Source organism: Vibrio sp. 03_296 (genome assembly GCF_002265885.1).
The window spans coordinates 60198-82417 of record NZ_NPKW01000149.1 but is presented as its reverse complement, the minus strand read 5'-3'; the positions used below and the strand labels follow the sequence as shown (position 1 = coordinate 82417).

General features: G+C 47.5%; 21 protein-coding genes, 1 tRNA gene and 1 pseudogene. 9 read left to right on the top strand and 14 right to left on the bottom strand.

The annotated features are described in order from the left end of the window. The first annotated feature begins 93 nt into the window (after window positions 1-93). The 3 genes and pseudogenes from dnaX to recR all read left to right on the top strand — a co-directional run bounded on the left by dnaX (window position 94) and on the right by recR (window position 3293). A pseudogene (dnaX, locus tag CIK04_RS21000) lies at window positions 94-2268 on the top strand (DNA polymerase III subunit gamma/tau). Window positions 2269-2345: 77 nt separating this feature from the next. Beyond that, window positions 2346-2675 carry a YbaB/EbfC family nucleoid-associated protein gene (locus tag CIK04_RS20995; protein ID WP_011150874.1) on the top strand — a complete coding sequence of 110 codons (330 nt, stop codon included), beginning with the start codon at window positions 2346-2348 and terminating at the stop codon, window positions 2673-2675. 15 nt (window positions 2676-2690) lie between these two features. After that, window positions 2691-3293, top strand: a complete 603-nt coding sequence (gene recR / locus CIK04_RS20990; protein WP_011079901.1) for a recombination mediator RecR — start codon at window positions 2691-2693, stop codon at window positions 3291-3293. 62 nt (window positions 3294-3355) lie between these two features. Here the strand turns inward: recR and CIK04_RS20985 are convergent, their stop codons facing one another. The 6 genes from CIK04_RS20985 to CIK04_RS20960 all read right to left on the bottom strand — a co-directional run bounded on the left by CIK04_RS20985 (window position 3356) and on the right by CIK04_RS20960 (window position 9241). Next, window positions 3356-4483, bottom strand: coding sequence for a hypothetical protein (locus CIK04_RS20985; protein WP_097352807.1), 1128 nt, complete (start codon window positions 4481-4483; stop codon window positions 3356-3358). 15 nt (window positions 4484-4498) lie between these two features. Next, window positions 4499-5533, bottom strand: coding sequence for a DUF2860 family protein (locus CIK04_RS20980; protein ID WP_097352808.1), 1035 nt, complete (start codon window positions 5531-5533; stop codon window positions 4499-4501). Window positions 5534-5599: 66 nt separating this feature from the next. After that, a complete protein-coding gene (locus tag CIK04_RS20975; protein ID WP_232708661.1) occupies window positions 5600-7207 on the bottom strand; it encodes an ATP-binding protein in 1608 nt (535 codons plus the stop codon). Beyond that, a complete protein-coding gene (locus CIK04_RS20970; protein WP_088428271.1) occupies window positions 7204-7923 on the bottom strand; it encodes a response regulator transcription factor in 720 nt (239 codons plus the stop codon). The genes CIK04_RS20975 and CIK04_RS20970 overlap by 4 nt, the downstream gene beginning before the upstream one ends. 155 nt (window positions 7924-8078) lie before the next feature. After that, entirely contained in the window at window positions 8079-8774 is a 696-nt protein-coding gene (gene aqpZ / locus CIK04_RS20965; RefSeq protein ID WP_038939837.1) for an aquaporin Z, read from the bottom strand. A 218-nt stretch (window positions 8775-8992) separates the two neighbouring features. Next, complete coding sequence (locus tag CIK04_RS20960; RefSeq protein ID WP_011079907.1) at window positions 8993-9241, bottom strand: YkgJ family cysteine cluster protein; 249 nt, start codon at window positions 9239-9241, stop codon at window positions 8993-8995. A 139-nt stretch (window positions 9242-9380) separates the two neighbouring features. Here CIK04_RS20960 and CIK04_RS20955 point away from each other — a divergent pair, with 139 nt between their 5' ends. Beyond that, window positions 9381-9818: a YcgN family cysteine cluster protein gene (locus CIK04_RS20955; RefSeq protein ID WP_011150868.1), complete on the top strand. Its 438-nt coding sequence runs from the start codon at window positions 9381-9383 to the stop codon at window positions 9816-9818. Window positions 9819-9893: 75 nt separating this feature from the next. Here the strand turns inward: CIK04_RS20955 and CIK04_RS20950 are convergent, their stop codons facing one another. The 8 genes from CIK04_RS20950 to folD all read right to left on the bottom strand — a co-directional run bounded on the left by CIK04_RS20950 (window position 9894) and on the right by folD (window position 16613). Next, on the bottom strand, window positions 9894-10187 hold the full coding sequence (locus CIK04_RS20950) for a putative quinol monooxygenase (protein WP_013571331.1): 294 nt from the start codon (window positions 10185-10187) through the stop codon (window positions 9894-9896). A 175-nt stretch (window positions 10188-10362) separates the two neighbouring features. Next, complete coding sequence (locus CIK04_RS20945) at window positions 10363-10758, bottom strand: VOC family protein (RefSeq protein ID WP_038964866.1); 396 nt, start codon at window positions 10756-10758, stop codon at window positions 10363-10365. A 71-nt stretch (window positions 10759-10829) separates the two neighbouring features. Continuing rightward, window positions 10830-11138, bottom strand: coding sequence for a ribbon-helix-helix domain-containing protein (locus CIK04_RS20940; RefSeq protein WP_017420548.1), 309 nt, complete (start codon window positions 11136-11138; stop codon window positions 10830-10832). A gap of 167 nt (window positions 11139-11305) precedes the next feature. Next, entirely contained in the window at window positions 11306-12883 is a 1578-nt protein-coding gene (locus CIK04_RS20935; RefSeq protein ID WP_017420547.1) for an alkaline phosphatase, read from the bottom strand. A gap of 425 nt (window positions 12884-13308) precedes the next feature. After that, entirely contained in the window at window positions 13309-13665 is a 357-nt protein-coding gene (locus tag CIK04_RS20930) for a hypothetical protein (protein WP_026050312.1), read from the bottom strand. Window positions 13666-13801: 136 nt separating this feature from the next. Further along, window positions 13802-14728 carry a ChaN family lipoprotein gene (locus CIK04_RS20925; protein ID WP_097352810.1) on the bottom strand — a complete coding sequence of 309 codons (927 nt, stop codon included), beginning with the start codon at window positions 14726-14728 and terminating at the stop codon, window positions 13802-13804. 94 nt (window positions 14729-14822) lie between these two features. After that, entirely contained in the window at window positions 14823-15647 is an 825-nt protein-coding gene (rlmA, locus tag CIK04_RS20920) for a 23S rRNA (guanine(745)-N(1))-methyltransferase (RefSeq protein WP_097352811.1), read from the bottom strand. Between the two features lie 108 nt (window positions 15648-15755). Further along, window positions 15756-16613, bottom strand: a complete 858-nt coding sequence (gene folD / locus CIK04_RS20915) for a bifunctional methylenetetrahydrofolate dehydrogenase/methenyltetrahydrofolate cyclohydrolase FolD (RefSeq protein WP_011079917.1) — start codon at window positions 16611-16613, stop codon at window positions 15756-15758. Between the two features lie 202 nt (window positions 16614-16815). Between folD and CIK04_RS20910 the strand changes: the two genes are divergently transcribed. The 5 genes from CIK04_RS20910 (at window position 16816) to CIK04_RS20890 (ending at window position 22050) form a co-directional block, all read left to right on the top strand. Continuing rightward, a tRNA-Arg gene (locus tag CIK04_RS20910) sits at window positions 16816-16892 on the top strand. A 573-nt stretch (window positions 16893-17465) separates the two neighbouring features. Continuing rightward, complete coding sequence (locus CIK04_RS20905; RefSeq protein ID WP_017422045.1) at window positions 17466-18101, top strand: magnesium transporter; 636 nt, start codon at window positions 17466-17468, stop codon at window positions 18099-18101. A gap of 137 nt (window positions 18102-18238) precedes the next feature. Next, complete coding sequence (locus CIK04_RS20900) at window positions 18239-19291, top strand: GGDEF domain-containing protein (RefSeq protein WP_097352812.1); 1053 nt, start codon at window positions 18239-18241, stop codon at window positions 19289-19291. Window positions 19292-19491: 200 nt separating this feature from the next. Continuing rightward, window positions 19492-19956, top strand: coding sequence for a DUF2846 domain-containing protein (locus CIK04_RS20895; protein ID WP_017788892.1), 465 nt, complete (start codon window positions 19492-19494; stop codon window positions 19954-19956). A gap of 222 nt (window positions 19957-20178) precedes the next feature. Then, complete coding sequence (locus CIK04_RS20890; protein ID WP_097352813.1) at window positions 20179-22050, top strand: methyl-accepting chemotaxis protein; 1872 nt, start codon at window positions 20179-20181, stop codon at window positions 22048-22050. Window positions 22051-22220: the final 170 nt, after the last annotated feature.

The window sequence follows — 22220 nt, the reverse complement described above, 5'->3', positions numbered from 1 at the left end:
ACTGGCGATCGAAAGGCTGGCTTTGGAAGGTTCTTGGCCTTAACGTTTACAGCATCTGTGAATTCGAAGGACACTAATTAAGTCAATGAGTTTATTTAGCTTTAGACGCGAAAATGGCGTCCGACGTCAAGTTTAAAGGAAGTGGTGGGGCAAGGCCATGTGCTGACTGCCCTAGAAAATGCTCTTGAGCACAATCGTCTGCACCATGCTTACTTGTTCAGTGGCACACGAGGTGTGGGTAAAACCTCGATTGGTCGCTTGTTTGCCAAAGCCCTCAACTGCGAAACGGGCATCACCTCTGCGCCTTGTGGACAGTGTGATACTTGCCGAGAGATTGAAGAAGGGCGCTTCGTTGATCTACTGGAGATTGACGCTGCATCGCGTACTAAAGTTGAAGACACTCGTGAACTGTTAGACAACGTTCAATACAAACCAGCGCGCGGTCGTTTCAAGGTTTACTTGATCGACGAAGTGCACATGCTCTCGCGTCACTCATTTAATGCGTTACTCAAAACCTTAGAAGAGCCGCCAGAGTATGTGAAATTCCTATTGGCAACGACGGATCCACAGAAACTTCCTGTGACGATTTTGTCTCGTTGTTTGCAGTTCCACCTTAAGCCGATCACGGTTGATGCTATCCATCAACAGCTCGATTTTATTTTGGCGAAAGAAGGTGTTACCGCTCAAGCACGTGCGCTCGGTATGATCGCGCATGCTGCCGATGGCAGTATGCGTGATGCCCTAAGCTTAACCGATCAAGCAATTGCGTTAGGCAATGGTCAGATTGAAACCGATCTGGTCAGCCATATGTTAGGCACCATTGACACCGACCAAGCCATCCATCTCTTAGAAGCCATCAGCAGCAAGCAGCCACAAGTGGCGATGGATAAGATCCAGCAGCTCGCGCAAAATGGTGCGGAGTGGGATGGTTTATTGCAACAATTGGCGACTCAGCTGCATCGCATTGCCATGTACCAGTTGTTGCCTTCAAGCTTAGACAAAGCGCAGCCTGATGCGGAAAAAATTGAACTGCTGAGTCGCGCACTGTCGCCACAAGATGTTCAGCTGTTTTATCAGATCGCCTTAAAAGGGCGTGAAGATCTCTCTTTGGCGCCAAATGGGCGTATCGGGATGGAAATGATTGTGCTGCGTATGATGGCCTTTCGTCCTGCGGATATGTCGCAAGCGAACATCATTTCGGCGCAAGGTGCGAATATAGCATCAGCGCCGGCAACGCAAAGTGCCGCTCCTCAAGCACACACGGCTGCAGCGATGAGCGCACAGTCAAGCTCTGAACGGGTTACTCCCGCAGAACGTCCTCAAGCGGTCAGTCACGCGCCATCGCGTCCGGCTTCATCAATGAATGCCCCAAGTTCTGTGGCCCCTCAGCCTGTTCAGACAGAGATGCCACCTCAATATGATGCGCCACCGATGGATTATGCCGATTATCCACCTATGGATGACATGCCGCCAATGGGTTATGGCTATGAGGATGCAGCCGCATCGCAGCAAGAGCCTCAACTAGCGCCGCAGCAAATGCCTGAAAGCACAAGTCCTGCTTCTGGTGGTTTAACCGGTTTGCGTCACCAATTGCGTTCTCAACGTCAAGGGTTGGCGCAAAATGGTGGCTCAAAAAAGTCTAAAGCGGCATCTGCTGAGAAAGAGTCGGTCCTCGATCGAGTCGCGCAAAAGCAGGCAACTGCAGCGCAGGTGTCGCCACGTCAAAGCCTTGCACCGTCAGAGCCTGAAGTAAAAGAGGATGAACCCTATCAATGGCGTCCAAGTCAGCCGGTGGTGCAGTCTAAGAGCAAAGAGCTAACACCGACGGAAATTAAACGCGCACTTGAGCATGAAAAAACGCCGGAAATGGCGGAAAAACTCGTTGCAGAATCGCTTGAGCAGAGTGAATGGGCAAAACTAATCACCCAGCTCGAAACGGCAAAACTGGTGGAACAGTTAGCGCTCAACTCGGCGTTTAACAAAGATGGTTCAACCATCGCTTTGACGCTGCGTAGCCATCAACAACATTTAAATACTGATAAAGCGCAAAAAGAGCTGCTTTCAGCGCTCAACGAAACGCTTGGGGAAACTTGTCATCTCTCTGTTGAAGTCGGAGATCAAGGTGAGACGCCCCTAGAGTTACGCGAAAGACTTTATCAGCAAAAGTTACAACAGGCTTTCGACAGCTTGGAAAATGACAGTAATGTTCAGTTTATACTGCGCCGATTCAGTGCAGAACTGGACAGAGACAGTGTTCGCCCTGTCTGAATTTATTCGCGGGGTTGAAATGTTCGACAAACGACCCCATCCATAGTGAAACACCTCATTCAACCAGAGAGAAAAACATGTTTGGTAAAGGCGGTATGGGCAACCTAATGAAGCAAGCCCAACAAATGCAAGAACGCATGCAAAAGCTTCAAGAAGAAATCGCAAATATGGAAGTGGTCGGCGAATCAGGCGCAGGCTTGGTGAAAGTCACTATCACTGGTAGCCACAGCGTTCGTCGTGTCAACATCGATGAAAGCTTGATGGAAGATGACAAAGAGATGCTTGAAGACTTGATCGCAGCAGCATTTAACGATGCAGCACGCCGCGTTGAAGAAACTCAAAAAGAGAAAATGGCAGCAATCACTGGCGGTATGCAACTACCACCAGGCATGAAAATGCCGTTTTAATCGAAAAGGTTAACTATGCGTACCAGCCATATGCTGGAACAATTGATGGAGGCCTTACGTTGTTTGCCTGGGGTTGGCCCCAAGTCAGCACAGCGTATGGCCTTTCATTTGTTACAGCGAGACAGAAAAGGCGGCCTGCAGCTTGCGGATGCATTAAGTCATGCTATGACGGAAATTGGCCACTGTAATGAGTGCCGTACTTTTACTGAAGAAGATGTTTGTCATATCTGCAACAACCCAAAACGCCAAGAAAACGGATTATTGTGTGTGGTCGAAAGCCCTGCCGATATCGCCGCCGTGGAAGCCACAGGACAATTTTCTGGGCGCTATTTTGTGTTGATGGGGCACCTATCACCGCTTGATGGTATTGGACCTAGTGATATTGGCCTCGATGTCCTCGATTATCGTCTGCGTCGCGGTGATATCAAAGAAGTGATCTTAGCGACCAACCCTACCGTGGAAGGTGAAGCGACCGCGCACTACATCGCAGAGCTCTGTCGAGAGCATAAAGTGGATGCCAGTCGAATTGCTCATGGTGTTCCCGTCGGTGGGGAGCTTGAGCTGGTGGATGGAACTACGCTCTCCCATTCATTATTGGGTAGACACAAACTCAACTAACACCAAAGCGATGCTGATAACAGCATCGCTTTTTCATTGCGTCTTTTTCTTTGATGAACGAGTTAAGATTCGGGCTCCATGACCAAGCGCCAATGTGAGTCGAGCACGGGTGATGGCATGTAGTTGAAGTGCTGTTCGCCACTGTGTAGGTAGCTGAGATACTCACTCAATATCCTACAAGTGGTCTGCTCGCATGTTGGGTTGGTAAACAACACGATGCCATCGAGGTCACTATTTGCAGGCAGTGAAACACACGAAGATGGCTCCTTGTTTGGGTTGATGCACAGCAAAGCCGCGCGTGTGGTGAGTTTTTCCAAAAGGGTAAAAAGTGCCTGTTCGCCAAGTGCATTTGGCGCTCTTATTTCCAAGCGTATTTCGCTAGCCTTCTTAAGCTGCATAAGCGCATTGTCGAGCTGCTTTGTGAAATCGGCCAGCGAAACGTCATGCAGCGCATCTATATCATTGAGTGCTCCTTGCTCATGTAGAGCGCCTATCTCAAGCAAGCCGATACCATTGTCTTGACGGCCGCGAACCACTAGGTCCCTTGTTGGGTTAGCTCTCCATTGCTCTGCCGACGGGGCTTGTATGGCGGTTAGCCTTGATCCGCTCAGCTCGGTGAACATGGCTTCGACTAATGAACGCCATTGCTCTTCGTTTTGCGCCTGTGCCGCTTTGATCAAATAAGGCTGATAAAGCTGCTGCCACTCATCTTGAATTTGATCGTATTGCGGATAGTTTGTCGCTACGCTTTGCCAAAGCTGCTGGTAGTCGTCTTCATAGCCTAATGACTTTCGCGCTGCGACAACCGGTTGAGGCTCGCGCAGCACAATCTTAACTTGGTCCGTATTGGAGCGATCACCACTATCTTTGGCGTAAAGCTCAAATATGTACGTTCCTGCAACGGTCGGGTTGAGCAGTGTGGCCGTAAAGCTGTCAGCGTTTAAAATGGTTAGACTCTGTGGGCCAGAAATTTGTCGCCATTGCTTGGTCTTAATAGAGAACACCAGTTTAGGCCAGCTTTTCGCTGAGCCGTGTAAGGTAATGGTGTTGATCGGCAACGTATGTACTTGGTCGGATCCCGCGTTGACTGTTGGTTTAGTGTACTTGTTAGCATCGGCGGCATCATCAACATCGCACCCAGCGAGGAACAGCAGTGTGGCTATCAAGACGATTTTGAGTAAGTTACACATCTTAAGTCCTCCGGATCAGAAACTGTAGCTAATACCAGTGGAGAGAAAGGCCTCTTCACTGTCGTAAAAATCGATATCAGAATCCGACTCTTGATAACCCGCCATGATGTTCAGTTGGGTATTTCTCCAACCCCAAAGATCGGCATAGCTGTAGACGGAAAACAGGCCAAAGCTCTCGTAATCTTGCTTGCGAGAAAAAACGGGGTTGTCTGCATCAAAACTGGCAGAGCTATTTCTCAGCGTTGTGATAACACTGTGTCTGCCTTGGGCGACAAGGAACGACATCTGTGCGGTCAATAACTGATTGCTTTTGGCATCGCCATCGGCGTTGCGTAGCGTGTAGTAAAACGCAGGGGACAGTACAAACGACTGGCTCAAAGGAAAAGAGATCTCTGCGCCCAAGCGTTGATAGTCGCTGGCACGCTTTAATTGTGAACGAGCTTCAGTGGTTAACCCTTGTGAGAGGCCGATGTCGTCGTCTTCAACTTCGCTGCTGGCGACAGCGTATTTTAAACTGATAGGCAAAGGGCTGGTGATGTCCATAGCGAATCTCACGCCACCTACGGTTTGCTCCGTTGTTTGCCTTTTTTGACCAGTGAGATAAGGGTCACGCCAGACCTCTTCCATGCTAGGGACATTCCCAAAGAGTGCGGCAGTGAGGATCATGGCGTTGTTGAACCGATGCGCAATGCCCAATTCTGCTTGAAATTGCGCTTCTGCAATCTGCTCTTCACTATTGCCAAGAAAGACTAACGTGTCGCCAAAGCTGTATTGCAATCGGCCAAGAAAAAATGGAGACGCTTGCGATACCTTTTTGCCTTGGTTGGTGAGATCGGCGGTGATTTCATTATCTTCATGGGTGCTGTTTTGCGATTGGCTTTGGCCAAATCCAATATTAATACTGATGGTGCCGCTGAAACCGGGATCAAATGGGTCCGGTTCTGCCAGGCTATATGAAGAAGCGAGTACGGCAATCGTACTAAGTAGTATTGCCGCGTGTGTTGGGGAAACTTGCATGCTAATTCCTTGTGAATGACGTTTGAAAGCCATTCCAAATTAGCATTCGCCGCATCGATAAATCGTTGGTGTTTTATGGACGAATTGTGTCCATTTTGGTCACAATTCATTCTCGGTAGTATTCGGGTGCAGTTCGGGCCACTGCATTTCAAACGCAGCGCCACCCAAAGTAGATGACACCATTTTCACGTTGCCTTTGTGCCAAAGCATGATTTGTTTAACAATCGCCAATCCTAACCCATGGCCTTTTTCGCTACTGCGTGCTTGGTTATCAAGCTGAGTGAAGGGTTCAAAAATGCGTTCTGCATGTTCATCAGGCACACCTTGACCATCGTCTTCCACCGTGATGTGAAATGCGGTGCCACTGTATTTAAACGAGACAATAATGGTGTTTTGAGCAAATCGGCTTGCGTTAGTAAGAAGGTTTTTCACCGCGCGCATCAAACCCTTGTTGTCGATGAACATGCGATGCTGTTTTAACTCTGGCGAACAGTAAAACTGGATATCGAGATCGGGATGCTGAAGTTTGAAATCATCGATTTCATTGAGCAACTCCCTAGCAAAACAGCATTGTGAAAAATGGGTGATATCGGCAATCCGATTGTAGCGAGAGAGCAGTAAGTTTTGGTTGATGAGATGGTCGAGATCATCAATGCTTGTGTGCAGTGCGCGTTGATATTTCTCTTTTTGCGCGTCGCTGGTGTGAGGATCTTCAAGCATCTCAATCGCAAAGCGCAGTCGATACAATGGCGTACGTAAATCATGCGCGACCGCGTTGGTCAGCTCACGCTGCCGAGCAATGAGACTCTCGATATTGTCGGCCATGTTATTGAAGGAGTCACTGAGTTGAGAAACCACCGAGAGCTTGGAAGCTCGCGCCCGTTGTGACAGTTTGCCTTGGCCAAATTCGGTAGCGGTTGCCACCAGTCGAGTTAAGTCACGCCAAAGTGGATAGACCCACAAAATCAAAGCAAGAGAAATCAGTAGGAAGAACATCAGCGCGATGGTGGTGCTCAACTTGAGTTGTACGGCTTGCGACAAGTTATCTTGGACGCGCAACCAAAAGCCATCATCGATGGGGGCAAGCAGCTCGACGCGTCCCTCATCATTGATATAACTAACAATTTCGTTGGGGGAGTTCAACAAAGTAAGCTTGGCCGTCTTGCTAAGTTGCGTTTCGTTCGTCAAGCTAATGTGGATAGGGAGTTTGGCGTTGGTCTGTGCAAGCGTGTTTAGCCACTCGCTTTTAGGCAGTTGACGCAGATCTTCAATCGCTAATGAGAGTGTCCCCTTGGCCTGATTGAGCACGGCATGCTCGGTGGACTCGTTAAGAGCGATATACAGCACTTGGTCACTGTCGCCAACTCGTTGTAAGAGCGCCATTGGGTCGGCATAAAGAAACGTTACTTGGCCTTGTTGTAGTGAAGCATAGATGGCTTTGTCGGCTTGGTAATCTGCCAACGTTTGGAGCTTAACAGGATAGGCAAAGCTTTTGGCATAGTGGTCGATGGTTTGTTGCCACTGAGTCGTGGGTTGCTGCAAGAGTTTCTTGGACAACACTTCGAAGTTCACCCGATAGATCGGTTTATAGAAATCTTCGGAAAACTGCTCGTTGAGTTTTAAAACCGGGTTTACGCCACTGGGGATGATCAACAAAGTGGTCGGAACAAACACCGCCAACCATAAGATGGCAAACGCGCGAATCATAGTGAAGTCTCCCAAGAAGAGGCACACAACTGGTAACCAACGCCGCGAATGGTCTTGATTAAGGTTGGTTCGTTGGGATCGTCATTGAGGGTGCGCCGTAGGCGAGAAACTCTTCGGTCGATGGAGCGATCTAATCCGTCATATTCAAAGCCACGAATGTGCTGTGCGATGTCATCGCGTGACACCACTTGGCCAACGTGCCGAGCCAAGAGCAGCAGCAGTTCAAATTCAGAGGTGGTCAGTTTGAGCGCTTGCTGATGCAGTGTGACACTGCGGTGTTGCAAATTAATCACCAAAGGTCCAAGTTGCAAGTCATCTTTGCTGCCTTCTGTCGTCAAACGTTCGTGTCTACGCAGCAACGCGCGAATGCGCGACAGCAGTAATCTTGGTTTTACTTGCTTCACGATGTAGTCGTCTGCGCCCAGTTCTAATCCCATGACTTGGTCTATGTCGTCATCTAGGGCCGTTTGCATCAAAATCATGCCATGGTACTTACTGCGTATCGCTTTGCACACTTCCATTCCGCTTTGCCCGGGCAACATAATATCGAGAATCACCAAGTCAGGTTGGTTTGACAAGATTGCATCGACGGCATGAAAGCCATCCGAGACGATATCAATCTGAAATTCATAGTTTTGTAGAAAATCTTTGATCAACTCAGCGAGTTCCAAGTCGTCTTCGACAAGCATAATCCGATATGAGGCAGGTGAGGTCATAGTGTTGCGTGGCAGAGAGTCAATAACAAAACTATAACCCAGTTCAATGAATTGCTCTGTGACCATTTGTGACCAAGTCACAAAGTTGTGATGCGTTTTATAAAATATTGAGAGGCAATAGAAAAAGAGCCGCTCGAATCGGCGGCTCGCTGTGATTAGTCTTTGTTGGGGCCTGAAATCAACTTGTAGGCCACCGCCCCAAGTAATGCGCCTAGAATCGGCGCGACCCAAAATAGCCAAAGTTGCGCCGTGGCCCAATCACCAACATAGAGAGCAACACCGGTACTTCTAGCTGGGTTGACCGAAGTGTTGGTCACCGGAATGCTGATGAGATGGATAAGTGTGAGGCACAGACCGATAGCGATGGGCGCAAAACCTTGAGGCGCACGCTGATCCGTTGCACCAAGAATCACCAGCAAAAACATCATGGTCATCACGACTTCGGTCACCAGCGCAGAAGTTAGCGAATAGCCACCTGGAGAATGCTCACCATAACCGTTAGAGGCAAAACCTGAGCTCACCGCATCGAAGCCCATTTGACCAGAGGCGATGGTATAAAGCACGCCACCGGCAATGACGCCACCAATCACTTGAGCAAGGATATACGGAACCATTTCTTTGGCTTCAAATCGTCCGCCAGCCCATAAGCCAATGGTGACGGCGGGGTTAAGGTGACAGCCGGAAATATGGCCGATGGCAAAAGCCATGGTGAGCACCGTCAAACCGAACGCGAGGGAAACACCGAGCAGGCCAATTCCAACATCCGGAAAGGCGGCCGCCAAAACGGCACTACCACATCCACCAAGCACCAGCCAAAAGGTGCCAAATAATTCCGCCAGATATTTATTCATACAATGTCCTATTGAGAGGGGGATTGGAATAAAAATAGCTGGTAATCAGCACCTTGCTAGAAAGTGTCGTGATATTTTTTACGAAATTCTACTTGGCGCTGTGTTTTCTTAGAGCTAAGAAATGTTTCATCATTTTGAGAGGATATCGCTCAGCACGTCTAGCGAAAAGGCGTACAGGTGGAGGAAAGAAAGCGCGTTCAACCAAGGTGGGCAGATGATTAAGTAAGCTGCTCTAACTCGGTAATATTGTCGAGCGCTTGTTGATTGGTTGTGCCACAAACCACAGGGCACGGTTTGAACTCATGGCAAACTTTTGGCCGCTCCGGTTGGCCAAATAGCTTACAAAGATTGTGTTCGTTGAGTTGAATGCAGCGTACACCGGCAGGTTTACCGTTTGGCATTCCTGGAATGGCGGAAGAGATACTTGGGGCGATGCAGCAAGCGCCACAACCGAGTCTGCAATCCATCTTAGTTACCTGTCAAAAATCAAGGGGCGCGATAGTAGCAGAAATTTACGATGAACTGAATGGACAATTTTTGCCCTTGCACTTTGAGGCCCGCAGGAGTATAAAACGGCTCCCGCAGTAGAAAGTAAGAAGAAGTCCTATGAGCACACCATTTTGGCAATCAAAAACTTTGCAAGAGATGACAGAGCAAGAGTGGGAGTCACTTTGCGATGGTTGCGGAAAATGCTGTTTGCACAAATTAATGGACGAAGAGACCGATGAAGTCTTTTACACCAATGTGGCTTGTAGCTGGCTAAACAGTAAAACCTGTTCATGCAAAGATTACCCAAATCGTTTTTCTTCAGGTGAAAACTGCCTAAAGCTGACTCAGGATAAAATCGCAGAGTTCCATTGGCTACCGCGCACCTGTGCTTATCGCCGACTTTCAGAAAACCAACCTTTGCCAGAGTGGCATCCTCTTATTACCGGTTCTAAGTCAGCCATGCATGCAGCAGGGCAGAGCATTCGTAACCGAGTGGTTTACGAAATTGATGTGAAAGATTGGGAAGATCACGTCATTGAGAATCCAGATTACTAAGTACTGGCTAAGATGCAGAGACAAAAAGGCACGAGAACGTGCCTTTTTGCTTATTGAGCTGTGCGTGCACTCGCTTTACGCGACTTCTGCACTTTCGAAGAAAGTAATCTCAGGCTCTTGTGCCAACAAGCCATCAAGCTTTGCTAGCAAGGCATGAAAATATGGCTGGTCGCAGTGGAAATCGAAAGCAGCTTGATCAGCAAATAATTCTTGGAAAAGGAATTTGGTGGCATCGTTTTTGTCCTTTAAAAGTACATAACGAAGGCAGCCTTGCTCGTTTCTAGTGGGCTCGAGCATGGCAGTTAATACGGAATGCAGTTGGGTCTCTTTGCCAGCTTGGGCAACAAAAGCTGCGGTAACATGAATCATTGTGTTTGGTCCTCTTTGTTATGAGCCAACTAAAACATCGTGTGTTGATGTTGGCGTAAAAGGCTGAATTTAGGGCACAAGAGTCTAGGCCATCGCGAACAATGGCTACTCCTAACGAATTTTTAAAATAATGTCTAACCCTAAATTCAAGCCGAAAATCGTATTCGAGTGATGCTTATTGGTAGCGGCCTTGGCGCTGCAAAAACTCGATTTTGTATCCGTCTGGGTCGGTGATAAAGAAGAAGGTCGCAAGGTGTTTTTGGTTGTGATCCATCGCTTTCACATCACTGGGGGCGATCCCTAAATCGCGCAGGCGTTTATGAGCGAGTTCGATGTCTTCTACGCACACGGCAAGGTGACCGTAGCCTGTCCCATGAGTGTAGGGTTCGTTCATGCCGTGATTGTAAGTCAACTCAAGCTCGAAGCCGGTGGTTTTGTTGGCGAGGTATGTCAGAGTGAATGTATCGAAAACAAATTGGTCTTTGATCTCGAGCTCTAGAGCATCACGGTAGAAAGCGATCGATTTGTCGAGATTGCTCACTCGGATCATGCTGTGAATCATTTTGGTCATGGTGGTTCCTCATTGCGAGGCGACAGAATAATGTTGAGAAACCAACCTTTGGTAGTACGTGAGTATTACATTTAAATTTGTCTGCTTGTGAGCTCTTGGCGCGCCACCTCGATGACGTTCGTGGGTTGGCGAGCATACATCAAACAGGCGCAACGCAGTAGCGAGGCAAAGTTTGAGACTTCACCATTGTGCTCAAGTGCTTCGCGATAGACGGTACTGATGAACTTTGGCACGGTTAACTGCTGAGCGTCAGCAATCTCTTGTAAAATATCCCAGTAACTGGCTTCCAGTTTGACGCTGGTGGCGTGTCCGTCTATTCGGATCGAACGTGTAATGGTTTGGTAATTTTCTTTGGGTTGCTTGGCAAAAATTTCACACATAGCGGGAAGGGCACCGTTAGGGTTGAAAAGCGTTACATACTGGCGACTATTCAGGAAGCCGTCAACCTTTGACTAAAGACCTAACAATCAGACACAGACAGAAGAAGAAAGCGCCAAGTGGCGCTTTCTTCTTCTAATGACTGGCTTTTTAACTCGTTAGGCAACGATTATTTCACCTGATTTTTAATGAATTCACCCAACTCAGAGTGGTGTAAAATGCGTGACACAGGGAGAATGGTTTCTGCCGGTCCCCAAGCAAACACGTTAACTGGCGTATGAGTGTGTGTACCAGTACCCCAGACGATGTTTTGTTTTGTTCCTTGTTCGCGAGCGATCAGGTTGGTTCTGTCGTTGTATGGGAAAAACGCATCAAAGTCGTTAATGGCTGGCACGGTTTCCTCTGCAAGATAGCTGTGGTTAGCCAAACGATAGGGATTGGGTTTGTTTTTCAGGATGTTTTCAGCTTGGCCTGCGGTAATCGAAAAATCACTATTTTTATTGATGATTTCTGCTAGTTTTGCCGCGGTTTGCTGATTTTTATCCAACTTTTCAAACGCACTAAGCATGCCATAGTAGCTGGTTTTTTGGTTGTACAAACCATCGAGAATATCGAAAGCACCAAAGTTAAAGTTTGGCGCGTAATCACGATTTTCGAATGCTTTTCCTGGGCGTTTCTCTGGTTTTGGCAGATTATAGCCTGAGTAGCTAAAACCAAAAGAGCCGGTTTCGTGGTCCGCCGTGACAATAATCAAGGTGTCATCACGATCTTTGGCCCATTGGTAAACCGTATTAATCGCTTCATCAAACTTGATCATTTCATGCAGCATTGAACCGGCATCATTGCTGTGGCCAGCCCAGTCGATTTGGCCGCCTTCAACCATCAAGAAGAAACCGTCTTTGTCCTTGGCTAGGATGTCTAATGCTTTGCTGGTCATTTCTGCCAGGGTTGGTTCTTTGCGCTCTGCGTCACCTTTGGTTTGGCTGTAGGTGATGCCATCGTACATGGCTGAGTTAGCAAAAAGACCCAGCAGTTTCGTCCCTTGTGCTTGCTCTAGCATGGCTTTATTAAATGCCAGAGAGTAACCCGCTTGTTGCGCTTCCGTCAGCAAGTTGCGATCGTCTTTGCGTTTTGATTTTAATGCAACGTCACCTTGAGTTAGGGCTTGTAACTGTTGATAGATTTCACCTTTGTCGTTTGCCGACTTTGGAATCCAATGACGCAAACCGCCCGACAGCAACACATCGACATCGGTGGCAAGCATGTCAGCGGCAATTTCATTTTCCAAAGAGCGATGAGGCTGGTGGGCAGCAAAGGCAGCAGGAGTCGCGTGCGTCATGCGAGTGTCGGAAATGATGCCGGTGGCTTTGCCCATACGTTTGGCTTTTTCGAGTACGGTTTCGACGCTGTTTCCTTGCGAATCGATGCCGATCACTTCTGAACCTGTCATGATGCCGGTCGCCAGCATGGTTGCAGAACAGGCAGAGTCCACCACAATCGCATCTTCTGGATGCGTCAGCGATGATCCGATAACGCCTTCTTGAGCGAGTGTGTAAAGTGCGGTGGTTTTGCCTTGATAGATGGAATTTGGCGCGTTGTTGGCGTAGGTTTCCAATAGGCCAACTTGTTGTGGTCCCATGCCATCACCAATCATCAAAATGACGTTTTTAATTTCTGCGGAAAGTGCATTAAAAGAGAGCGTAGAAGTTGCTACAACGGCAACAACGGGTTTGATCAGGTGCTTCATTGTCTATCCCTTATTTATAAAAGCGGCGCCATTACAGCACGGCTTTGTGACACTTTTGCTGCAGACATAAAAACTTCATGAAAGTGAAAAAAATCAGTAAAAATAAAGTGTTGTGACAAACTCGAGCGAGCAATGATGGCGTCTGATAGAGCTAAAGAAAAAGCTCACCGAAGTGAGCTTTTGAGTAAGGGAGTTGAAATTCATGGGCTAAAGCGATTTGGGGATAGCGACTGTGCGCTATCATTTTTTGCTAAAACCAATCCTTGCTATTCCACTTCAGTGAATTTCACCTCTGCATCCAGCAAAGAATCGATATATAAATAGCGATTTGTTCTACATGCTTCAACCAATGAATTTTGTCGTGGCGAAAAATGCGCAGGCTCCCGACAATGTTCAACCCCCATTAGAGAGGATAAGTGTAAAAATTACACCAAAATCATTAACAAACCACCAATAGTGGCAGCGGCAGAAAGATATTGCCCTGCGGAATAGGAGCCATCATCTTCCTCTTTTATCTTGTCAGGATGGTCCATGCCTAATGCGCCGTAGGTGAAGGATTCCACTTTGTCGCCCACGGTTTTGCTTTCCGCTTCGACTTTTTTGCTCTCTTTATCGAGCTCTTGGAGCGCAGAAAGCAGCGCTTTCCCTTCTTCAGAAAGCGTCACTTTGTTTTGTTCTACCTGCAGCGGAGCAGGGGCACTTTCCTTTGCCGCATTTGGGTTAGCTGTCTGTTTCTGTGCTGAAGCGTATGCCTCGACAGGTCTTGAACCGACTGGATTCATAACCATCTCCTAAGCGAATCCTAAATACTCTATCGGCGGCGTTGGAGAAAACTTGTGCAAAAAAAAGCCTGTTTTGCCGCTTTTTTAATCAAGCAAAAAACAGGCCTAAGTGAGATGGGAGTTGGAAATAATCGCGCTATTTGCAGGTCAGATCGTCATTACGTTTTTTTAAATCCTGAAACGCCTTCATTTGATTGCTTTTTTGCACATAACGTACCGGCGGTTCCAGAACCAGCAACTGGTAATCGCTGCCTTGCTCATCGATGGTTGATACCGGAGAGATCACCACAACCTTTAAGGAAGGATCACGACGCAGAATCGAGTGAGCGGTGCCTAAGCCCTGCTCAATATGAAATTTTCCTGCGACATGGATAACTTGCGTGTTGGGTTTTTGCTGATGGTAGTTGACGATAGATTCCGCCATGGTTTCGTCCCAAGTCACTTGTGCAGCAAACTGTTTTTCGGTTTGCTCTGGTTTGCCGTGGTGCATCGACGCCATGAACTTGCTTTTGTATTCGCTTTCACCGGTGTTGATCTCACTCGCCAAAAAGCCACGCTCTTCTTGGGTTAGCTTATCGAGGTAAGCCAAACCTTGGCGGCCAATGCAACGTACGGTGCTTTTCGGTGCATTCGCGGCAATCACATCCATCTGTTTGGATTTGGCCAGTTCAATCAAAGGTCGGTAATCACTTTCGTAGTTTGGCCACGCATTGCCTTGTTGGATAAGCACTTGCTCACCAATCTCACCCGCCAAATATTGATTCACGATGGTTTGTTTATCGCGGGTAAATTGTTCCATAGACAGAGCGACGCGGTGTTGCGCGCTGAGCGTTTTAAGCAGGTCGGTTTGGAAGCGATGAACACCCGAATGCGTGTGCCATTCGCCAATTAAAATGACATCCGCATCTTGAACCGATTGAGGTAATTGCTGCAGTGAAAGGGCAGTGCCTTCTGGCGAGTAAAGCTGATAGTCGTAGAAGCTTAGGGGAGCGCTTGTGAGCGCTTGGCTAGCGCAGCCGCTCAGCATCATTGACGCCAGAAGAAGAGAAATAGTTGATCGCATAATACTGCCTCCATTAAAAACGTCGCAGAGTGTAATGGAGGCGGTCTAGAACTTCAATAATAATGAGAATAATTCTCTTTATTGATTTGTCTGGTTATTTTGCCGTTTTGCGGTAAACGCGCAACATGAAATCGGCCTCACACTGGAACAGTGTAGCGGACTTTAGCTCGTCACGAAGAGCATCGCTGGCTTTCCAAGCAAATGGGGTCATTTGCAGTAAATCAAACGCATCTTGGCCTGCTAAGTCCATTACGTAATTGAGTTTCTCTTGGTGTTCTAGCGTAAATCCATCAATTTGCTCTGGCTCTTCGCTATGCAGTTTGAGCTCGGTGTAAATCTTCTCTTTCAATTGCAGCAAGTGGCGGCCTGCAGGCGTCACGGTGATCACAACGCCATTCTCAGCAATGCATCGCGCCAGCTCTTCGGCTTTACATGGTGCGTAGATGCGTAAGATGCCGTCCAACGCTTCGTCTGCAAAAGGAAGTCGATGGCTTGAAGCGACACAAAACTTAACGTTAGGGTAGCGTTTTGCCGCGAAACGAACAGCGATTTTGGAAATGTCCAAGCCAAACGTTTTGGCTTCTGGGTGCTGCGCGACCAAGGTTTTAGCGACTTCATCGGTGTAGTAACCTTCACCACAACCAATATCAAGTAGGCGGTGCGGCGTACCTTGCAGGTATTGGCGGCAAAGTTGCGCCACTTTTTGACGCATTGGGTCGTAATGGTCGCCTTCGAGGAAGCGGCGGCGAGCCTGCATCATCTCTTTGTTGTCACCAGGATCTTTCGAACGTTTGTGATGAGCAGGCATCAAGTTAACGTAACCTTCTTTGGCTAGGTCAAATTGATGATTGTTGGAACATTTGAACGTGCGCTCTGCTTGCTCTAACGCAAGGTGACACAAGGGGCATTGATACGCCATGAAGACCTCAAAAAGGGGCGATGAAACAGGCGGCAAAGTCTAACAGGAACCGCCTGTTTTAACCAGTTTGAGTCTCGGCAGGTCATGATATTCCCCGCCGAAGAGGAGTTATTTGGTGTGGTATTGCTCGCAAGCAAGCATGGTGTTTTCGATGAGGCTGGCCACCGTCATTGGGCCAACACCTCCGGGTACTGGAGTAATGAAGCTGGCGCGTTCACGAGCCTTATTATATTCCACATCACCAATCAGCTTACCCGATTCAAGGCGGTTGATGCCGACATCGACCACGATCGCGCCTTCTTTAACCCATTCACCAGGAATAAAATTCGGCTTACCGACCGCAACCACCAGCACATCAGCTTGGCGAACATGACCTTCAAGATCTTTAGTGAAGCGGTGACAGGTGGTTGTGGTACAACCTGCCAGCAGAAGTTCGAGTGTCATTGGGCGGCCAACAATGTTTGATGCACCCACGATCACCGCATGCTTACCACGTAGTGCGATGTTGTAACGCTCAAGCAGCGTAATAATGCCTTTTGGTGTACAAGAACGCAGTTTAGGGATGCGTTGCGCTAAGCGGCCAACGTTGTATGGGTGGAAACCATCCACATCTTTCTCTGGATGAATGCTTTCTAGAACGTGCGTGCTGTCGATCCCCGCTGGAAGAGGAAGTTGAACCAGAATACCGTCGATTTCAGCATCATTATTGAGCTCATCGATCAGCGCCAGGAGTTCTTCTTCTGAAGTAGAAGCGGGAAGATCAAACGATTTAGAGACAAAGCCCACTTCTTCACACGCGCGACGCTTGCTGCCAACGTAAACTTGAGACGCTGGATCTTCGCCAACCAACACAACGGCTAAGCCAGGCGCACGTAATCCCGCAGCTACACGAGCTTTTACGCGAGCAGCGACTTCGGATCGAACAGTTTGGGAAATGAGAGTTCCATCGATATTTTGAGCAGTCATGACTTTCCTTAAGAATACGAATGGCAAAAACTTGGCGCGTATTGTCGCAAATCATCAAATAAATATCTATACGCAAACGTTTGCTTTGGGGCGTTTTTAAGCATATTTAATGTGGGCGCCCTTTTTTTAGCCATTTGATTCAGTTTGTTAAGAAAACCCGTTGATTTACCAAAATGAACTCGTATAATCCTGTCCCTGTAGCGCGCCCTTAGCTCAGCTGGATAGAGCACGTCCCTTCTAAGGATGTGGTCGTAGGTTCGAATCCTACAGGGCGTGCCATTTATTCTAAGGCCTCAACATCTCATGGTGCTGGGGCTTTTTCATTTTGGTCATTTTTCCCTTTATTTGGATTGTCCGGGCTTTGTTAGCAATGTCACGATGGTGTCAAAGCGGCCTGCTCATCTTGACTTTGCTGCGTCCAAAAAATAGCATGCCGCTCGTTTTTAAAGCGCGATGGGCAGCACTCATCGTTTCCTTTTCATTTATTGAGGTACAACAGAAACCTATGGACTCGTCGAGTAGTCGAATATCACAAAATGGTTTTTTCGAGCCTTCGAAAATGCCAACGGTTTTCTGCTAGCCTGCCAATCTACATTGTTAGCTTGTGCTGGGTAGTCGATACCCATTGGCATAAGCGAATACTGCTTTTCCTCGTTAATACCATCTCTCTATTGATATATGCCTTCGGCCGTTTGCTGCGGGAACGATATGCTTATTGATTTTTCCTAGATGCTTTGTCGCGTCTAGAACAATAAGCGACGACATGTCATGCGTACAACTTTTCGTCCGATGAAAGGGCGGAGGTGACTGCGTGGGTTTCTTTGTCCTGAGCGACACTCAGGAGAGATAACCATGACTCTATTACAGACACAAAAAATCGATAACGCGAACGCACAAAACGTTGGTGGCGGCCACGCTGTGCACATCGATACTCACACTAACTTGAAAGATGCGTCTATTTCGATGATGTATCGCAAACGCGTTTTCTGGTTGGTACTGCTGGTTTTCGGCAACGTTTTTTCAGGCGCTGGGATTGCTTATTTTGAAGAGATCATCCAAAGCCATGTGGCACTCGTGTTTTTCTTACCCTTACTTATCGACAGTGGCGGTAATGCGGGTTCGCAATCGGCCACGTTAATGGTACGCGCGCTAGCAACAGGAGAAGTGATGGCGAAAGATTGGGCGAAAATGCTCAGTAAAGAGCTTTGCATTGCCGCTCTTCTTGGTATCACTATGGCTGGTGCGGTGTCACTGCTGGGTTTTGTGAGAGGGGGGTATCACATCGCGCTTGTGGTGGCGATCACCATGCAGATTGTGGTGATTGTTGGTTCCGTGGTGGGCATGTTGCTGCCGTTTCTGCTCAGCAAACTTCGATTTGATCCAGCCTCTGCGAGTGCCCCATTAATCACGACCATTGCAGATGCCATTGGGGTGATGATCTATTTCTCTGTGGCAAGCATGTTGTTGGATTTGCCTGCTGCGGGTTAACGACCAAACACCAGTGCAACGATTGAGTTTTTTCTGAATTTTCGACAAATTTTGCACGGTTAATAGGAATGTTGCATCAAGTTGAGTAGATTATTGGCTTAACTACTTTAGCTTGATGTAACAACCTGGACGTACGCGTGATCATTCGAGTAATTGAGAAGTGGCTTAATCTAAGCCGCTGGCATGAAGATTTTAGGGAGAGCTCATTTGTTTTTATTGCACTCTCTTTTTTAACGGCAATATTTTCTTTTTTTCTCTACTACAACATATTTATTGTCCCTTTTCCTCCGATGATTTTGCTCGATGGCCTAGGTGTGTTGGGCTGTTTGGTTGGTTTCTATTTTCTTAAAGGTAATCGGCGTTCCCGTTTGGCGGGCATCATTGCGGTGGTTGTGATGATGGTGATCAGCTTGCTTTATATCGCTGATACGGGAAATGAGGAATTTGCCCTCGCATTTACTTTAAGCATTCCGGTGATCTCCATTTTTGTTGTCGGTTATCGCTTAGGGGCGACGTTTAGCGTACTCAATTTTGCTGTCATCGCTTGGATCTGTTTTAGCCAAATGCCGAACTGGACTGCAGTGCCTTTCGACAACATCAGCTTTATCCACTTAACGGTCATCCATTTTACTTTGTTTGCTATCGCCTACTTTTACGATTCTGGCCGCAGGCAAACCATGGCGTTGCTCAAAGAGTCCAATGCAAAACTGCAGCAGCTCTCAGTAACGGATGCACTCACTCAACTACCTAACCGTTTGTATATTGAAGAGTTTCTCATCAACTCAAACCAAGTGCATCGGATTGTGATTCTCGATATCGACGATTTTAAGAAAATCAACGATCGCTACGGGCACGATGTTGGTGACAAGGTGTTGCAGATTGTGGCGCAGAAAATTGAAAGCTGTGTTGGTGGTAACGGCGTGGCTTGCCGCTGGGGAGGTGAGGAGTTTCTCATGGCCTTTTACCTGCAAGAGATTGAGGTCATACAGGACAAGATTTTACGTCTGCAGCAAGAGATCGCGGCGTTTGAGTTTGGTTTGCGTGACCCGATTACCTTCAGTTGTGGCGGAGCGCCGCATCAGCCAAAGCATTATCGCAAAGCGTTTCGTCAAGCGGATGAAGCACTCTATCGAGCCAAAAAAGCAGGGAAAAACAGCTTTGTTTACGATGTGATTGCCAGAGTTGGTTAGTGTATTGCGCTAGTTTTATCGAACGGTGTGGTGTTTTGTCTTGCTCGTGGGTATTTCTATTGAACAAATTTTGGTTGTTTGTTGATTTTTTAGTCGATTGTTTTATAAATAATTGCGATGTGTCTCATTTATAAAATATGGAATTATTATAGATTGATTGCATAAGCTATTCTCCAGCTTTATTTGGCTAGAGTAACTTTATGAAAACTAAAATCATTTTATGTTCAGCGGTACTAGCAGTACTTTCTGGTTGTGCGTCAGTACCTATGGTTGATTCTGAACTCTCCGATCAAGCGAAACAGTTTGATGCGCCAACCGAAGGGAAAGCGGGCGTGTATGTATATCGTCCAGAATCTGGCATTGGTGGTGCACTGAAAAAAGATGTGCATATTGATGGTGAATGCATTGGTGAAACGGCACCGGGTGTTTTCTTCTACCACGAAGTGGATGGCGATAAAGAGCACATTGTCAGTACCGAATCTGAATTTTCTCCAAATGAAGTCACCTTGTTTACTGAGCAAGGACGCCTCTATTTTGTTCAGCAATACATCAAAATGGGCGCATTTGTTGGCGGTGCGGATTTAGTGGTTGTCGATGAGTCAACGGGTAAATCTGACGTTTACAAAACAAAAATGGCGATCAAGGGCAATTGCTCTGCCAAGTAATTCGATGTTCTCTCGTCTCCCAGACCCAAGCTTTATGCTTGGGTTTTTTCTATCTGCAATAAAGAGGTAATGAGTTCAGAATTCAGAGGCGAAGTGATTACTTGTGCCACATTCCGTCGCTTTTGCCTGTTATTCCTACTGTTTTTTATGTCTGGTTATTAAATCTTTTGCATTTGGTGCCGATAACAAGGTTTTCTAAGTGTCTGTTATATGGGGTAAGTTATGAAGTTTAGTCAAAAAGTCATACTGGCTTCTTCTGTGTTGTTGCTTATCAGTATCGTATTGCTGTCCATTCAACAATCGCTATTGGTCAAAGACAAAGTCGAAAAATTGGTTGAAAGCAGCCTGATGGAGCTGGAGCAAGGGGTGCGAGATGCCGTTAGTGCGCAGATGGAAAGTAAACGCGCTTTGGCAAAATCTACGCAAGAAATTATTGAGCTTTCGCCACTTGATCAAGGCTATGTGGCGGATGTGCTTGAAACCTCCGTGGTAAAACAAGCTTTTATCGCCGTGGGGCTTGGCTACGAGCGTGACGGTTTGGTGGTTGAAAATGACGATGCATGGGAAGTGGAATCCAGCTATGACCCAAGAACTCGCCCTTGGTATCAACAGGCAAAAGCACAAAATCGTTTAGTCGTCACAGAGCCCTATGTGGACTCAACCACAAAACAAGTGGTGATTTCTATCGGTGCCCCAGTGCGATCTCAGGGGCAGTTCATTGGTAGCTTGTTTTACGACGTGGATTTAGGTGGCTTAGCAAAATTAGTCAATCAAACCAATTTATTTGATGCGGGCTATCTCTTTATTGTTACCCCAGACGGCACCACTATTGCGCACCCAGATGTCAACAAAAATGGTGAGAATGTATCCAGTTATCTTCCTCAGGTTCGTATTCAAGAAGGAGAGCAACGCTTTGAAAAAGAAGGCGTGTCCTATCTCGTGCGTTTAACTAAGGTTGGCAGCGAAGGTTGGTTTGTTGGCGCTGTGCTCGATGAGTCGACGGTTTATTCAGCGATCAGCGAAATGCGCAGCAGCTCTTTGATCTATGTGGTAATCGCAGTGGTGCTGAGTGTTCTGGCTCTTTCTGTGTTAATGAAAGCGTTAATGCGTCCTTTGGGGGCGTTGAACGCCGCCATTCAGGATATTGCCAGTGGCAATGGCGATTTAACTAAGCGCCTTGATACCAATACTGATCCAGAATTTGCGGAAATGGCGCGTGGTTTTAACCGCTTTACTGAAAATCTTCAGCAGCAGGTGATTCAATCGAAAGCGATCAGTGTCGAGATTCTCAATGGAACCGAAATGTCGGTGATGGGGGCTGAGCGCGCTTCTTCCGCGGTTGGTAGTCAGCTTCAAGAACTTGAACAACTGGCGACAGCCATGCATGAGATGTCGGTCACGGCGCTTGAAGTGGCAAACAATGCGCAAAGCGCGGCGCATGCCGTGAAAGAAGCAGATCAAGTGACGTCGGCCGGGTCGAAAGTGGTCAGTGATACGACCAATGCCATTAGCCAACTGTCACTGCGAATCGATCAAGCGGTAGAGGAAGTGCAGGGCTTAGAAAGCGCGACCACCAATATCGAAACCATCTTGAAAGTGATTAATGAAATTGCCGAGCAAACGAACCTCTTAGCCCTAAACGCTGCGATTGAAGCTGCACGTGCTGGTGAATCGGGACGCGGTTTTGCGGTGGTGGCTGATGAAGTTCGCACGTTGGCGTCACGCACGCAAGAATCCACTACGCAAATTCGCAGCATGATTGAGCAGTTGCAAGCAGGGGCGAGTTCAGTCTCTTCTGTGATGGGCGAGAGTAAAGCCACCACGGATGTGGCAGTGACGCACGCACAGCAAGCAGATCAAGCCTTACAAGAAATCCGAGAGATCATGCAACGCATTACTGATATGAACCTGCAAATTGCGTCTGCCGCAGAAGAGCAAAGCCTTGTTGCGGAAGAGATCAATAGCAATACGGTGAGAATCAAAGATCTTTCAACCGAAGTGTCTCAGTTGGCGGCTCAATCGAACGACGCCATGGCGCAGCAAACGGTGTACGTGCGCCAGCAAGATGCTCTGTTGAATAAGTTTATAGTTTGATGTCATTCTGAATCACTCTTTTGAAGATAAGCCCAGCCCATATCGGCTGGGCTTTTTTTGAAATCAAGTTTGGCTGAGTGCGTTGGATAGCCAACACTAGCCAAGTTCTTTCTCTTTAGCCATTTGCCCGTTTCGTCTTTGCGCTACATCTCTTTTTTGCCTGATTAAAC

Excerpts from the sequence above, each read along its gene's own strand:
- CIK04_RS20975 (WP_232708661.1), bottom strand. The coding sequence starts at position 7,207 with ATGATTCGCGCGTTTGCCATCTTATGGTTGGCGGTGTTTGTTCCGACC.
- CIK04_RS20925 (WP_097352810.1), bottom strand. The coding sequence starts at position 14,728 with ATGCGATCAACTATTTCTCTTCTTCTGGCGTCAATGATGCTGAGCGGC.
- folD (WP_011079917.1), bottom strand. The coding sequence starts at position 16,613 with ATGACTGCTCAAAATATCGATGGAACTCTCATTTCCCAAACTGTTCGA.
- CIK04_RS20980 (WP_097352808.1), bottom strand. The coding sequence starts at position 5,533 with ATGGCTTTCAAACGTCATTCACAAGGAATTAGCATGCAAGTTTCCCCA.
- CIK04_RS20985 (WP_097352807.1), bottom strand. The coding sequence starts at position 4,483 with ATGTGTAACTTACTCAAAATCGTCTTGATAGCCACACTGCTGTTCCTC.
- CIK04_RS20955 (WP_011150868.1), top strand. The coding sequence starts at position 9,381 with ATGAGCACACCATTTTGGCAATCAAAAACTTTGCAAGAGATGACAGAG.
- CIK04_RS20950 (WP_013571331.1), bottom strand. The coding sequence starts at position 10,187 with ATGATTCATGTTACCGCAGCTTTTGTTGCCCAAGCTGGCAAAGAGACC.
- rlmA (WP_097352811.1), bottom strand. The coding sequence starts at position 15,647 with ATGGCGTATCAATGCCCCTTGTGTCACCTTGCGTTAGAGCAAGCAGAG.
- CIK04_RS20890 (WP_097352813.1), top strand. The coding sequence starts at position 20,179 with ATGAAGTTTAGTCAAAAAGTCATACTGGCTTCTTCTGTGTTGTTGCTT.
- CIK04_RS20960 (WP_011079907.1), bottom strand. The coding sequence starts at position 9,241 with ATGGATTGCAGACTCGGTTGTGGCGCTTGCTGCATCGCCCCAAGTATC.
- CIK04_RS20935 (WP_017420547.1), bottom strand. The coding sequence starts at position 12,883 with ATGAAGCACCTGATCAAACCCGTTGTTGCCGTTGTAGCAACTTCTACG.
- CIK04_RS20930 (WP_026050312.1), bottom strand. The coding sequence starts at position 13,665 with ATGAATCCAGTCGGTTCAAGACCTGTCGAGGCATACGCTTCAGCACAG.
- CIK04_RS20995 (WP_011150874.1), top strand. The coding sequence starts at position 2,346 with ATGTTTGGTAAAGGCGGTATGGGCAACCTAATGAAGCAAGCCCAACAA.
- CIK04_RS20970 (WP_088428271.1), bottom strand. The coding sequence starts at position 7,923 with ATGACCTCACCTGCCTCATATCGGATTATGCTTGTCGAAGACGACTTG.
- CIK04_RS20895 (WP_017788892.1), top strand. The coding sequence starts at position 19,492 with ATGAAAACTAAAATCATTTTATGTTCAGCGGTACTAGCAGTACTTTCT.
- recR (WP_011079901.1), top strand. The coding sequence starts at position 2,691 with ATGCGTACCAGCCATATGCTGGAACAATTGATGGAGGCCTTACGTTGT.
- CIK04_RS20945 (WP_038964866.1), bottom strand. The coding sequence starts at position 10,758 with ATGACCAAAATGATTCACAGCATGATCCGAGTGAGCAATCTCGACAAA.
- CIK04_RS20905 (WP_017422045.1), top strand. The coding sequence starts at position 17,466 with ATGACTCTATTACAGACACAAAAAATCGATAACGCGAACGCACAAAAC.
- CIK04_RS20940 (WP_017420548.1), bottom strand. The coding sequence starts at position 11,138 with ATGTGTGAAATTTTTGCCAAGCAACCCAAAGAAAATTACCAAACCATT.
- aqpZ (WP_038939837.1), bottom strand. The coding sequence starts at position 8,774 with ATGAATAAATATCTGGCGGAATTATTTGGCACCTTTTGGCTGGTGCTT.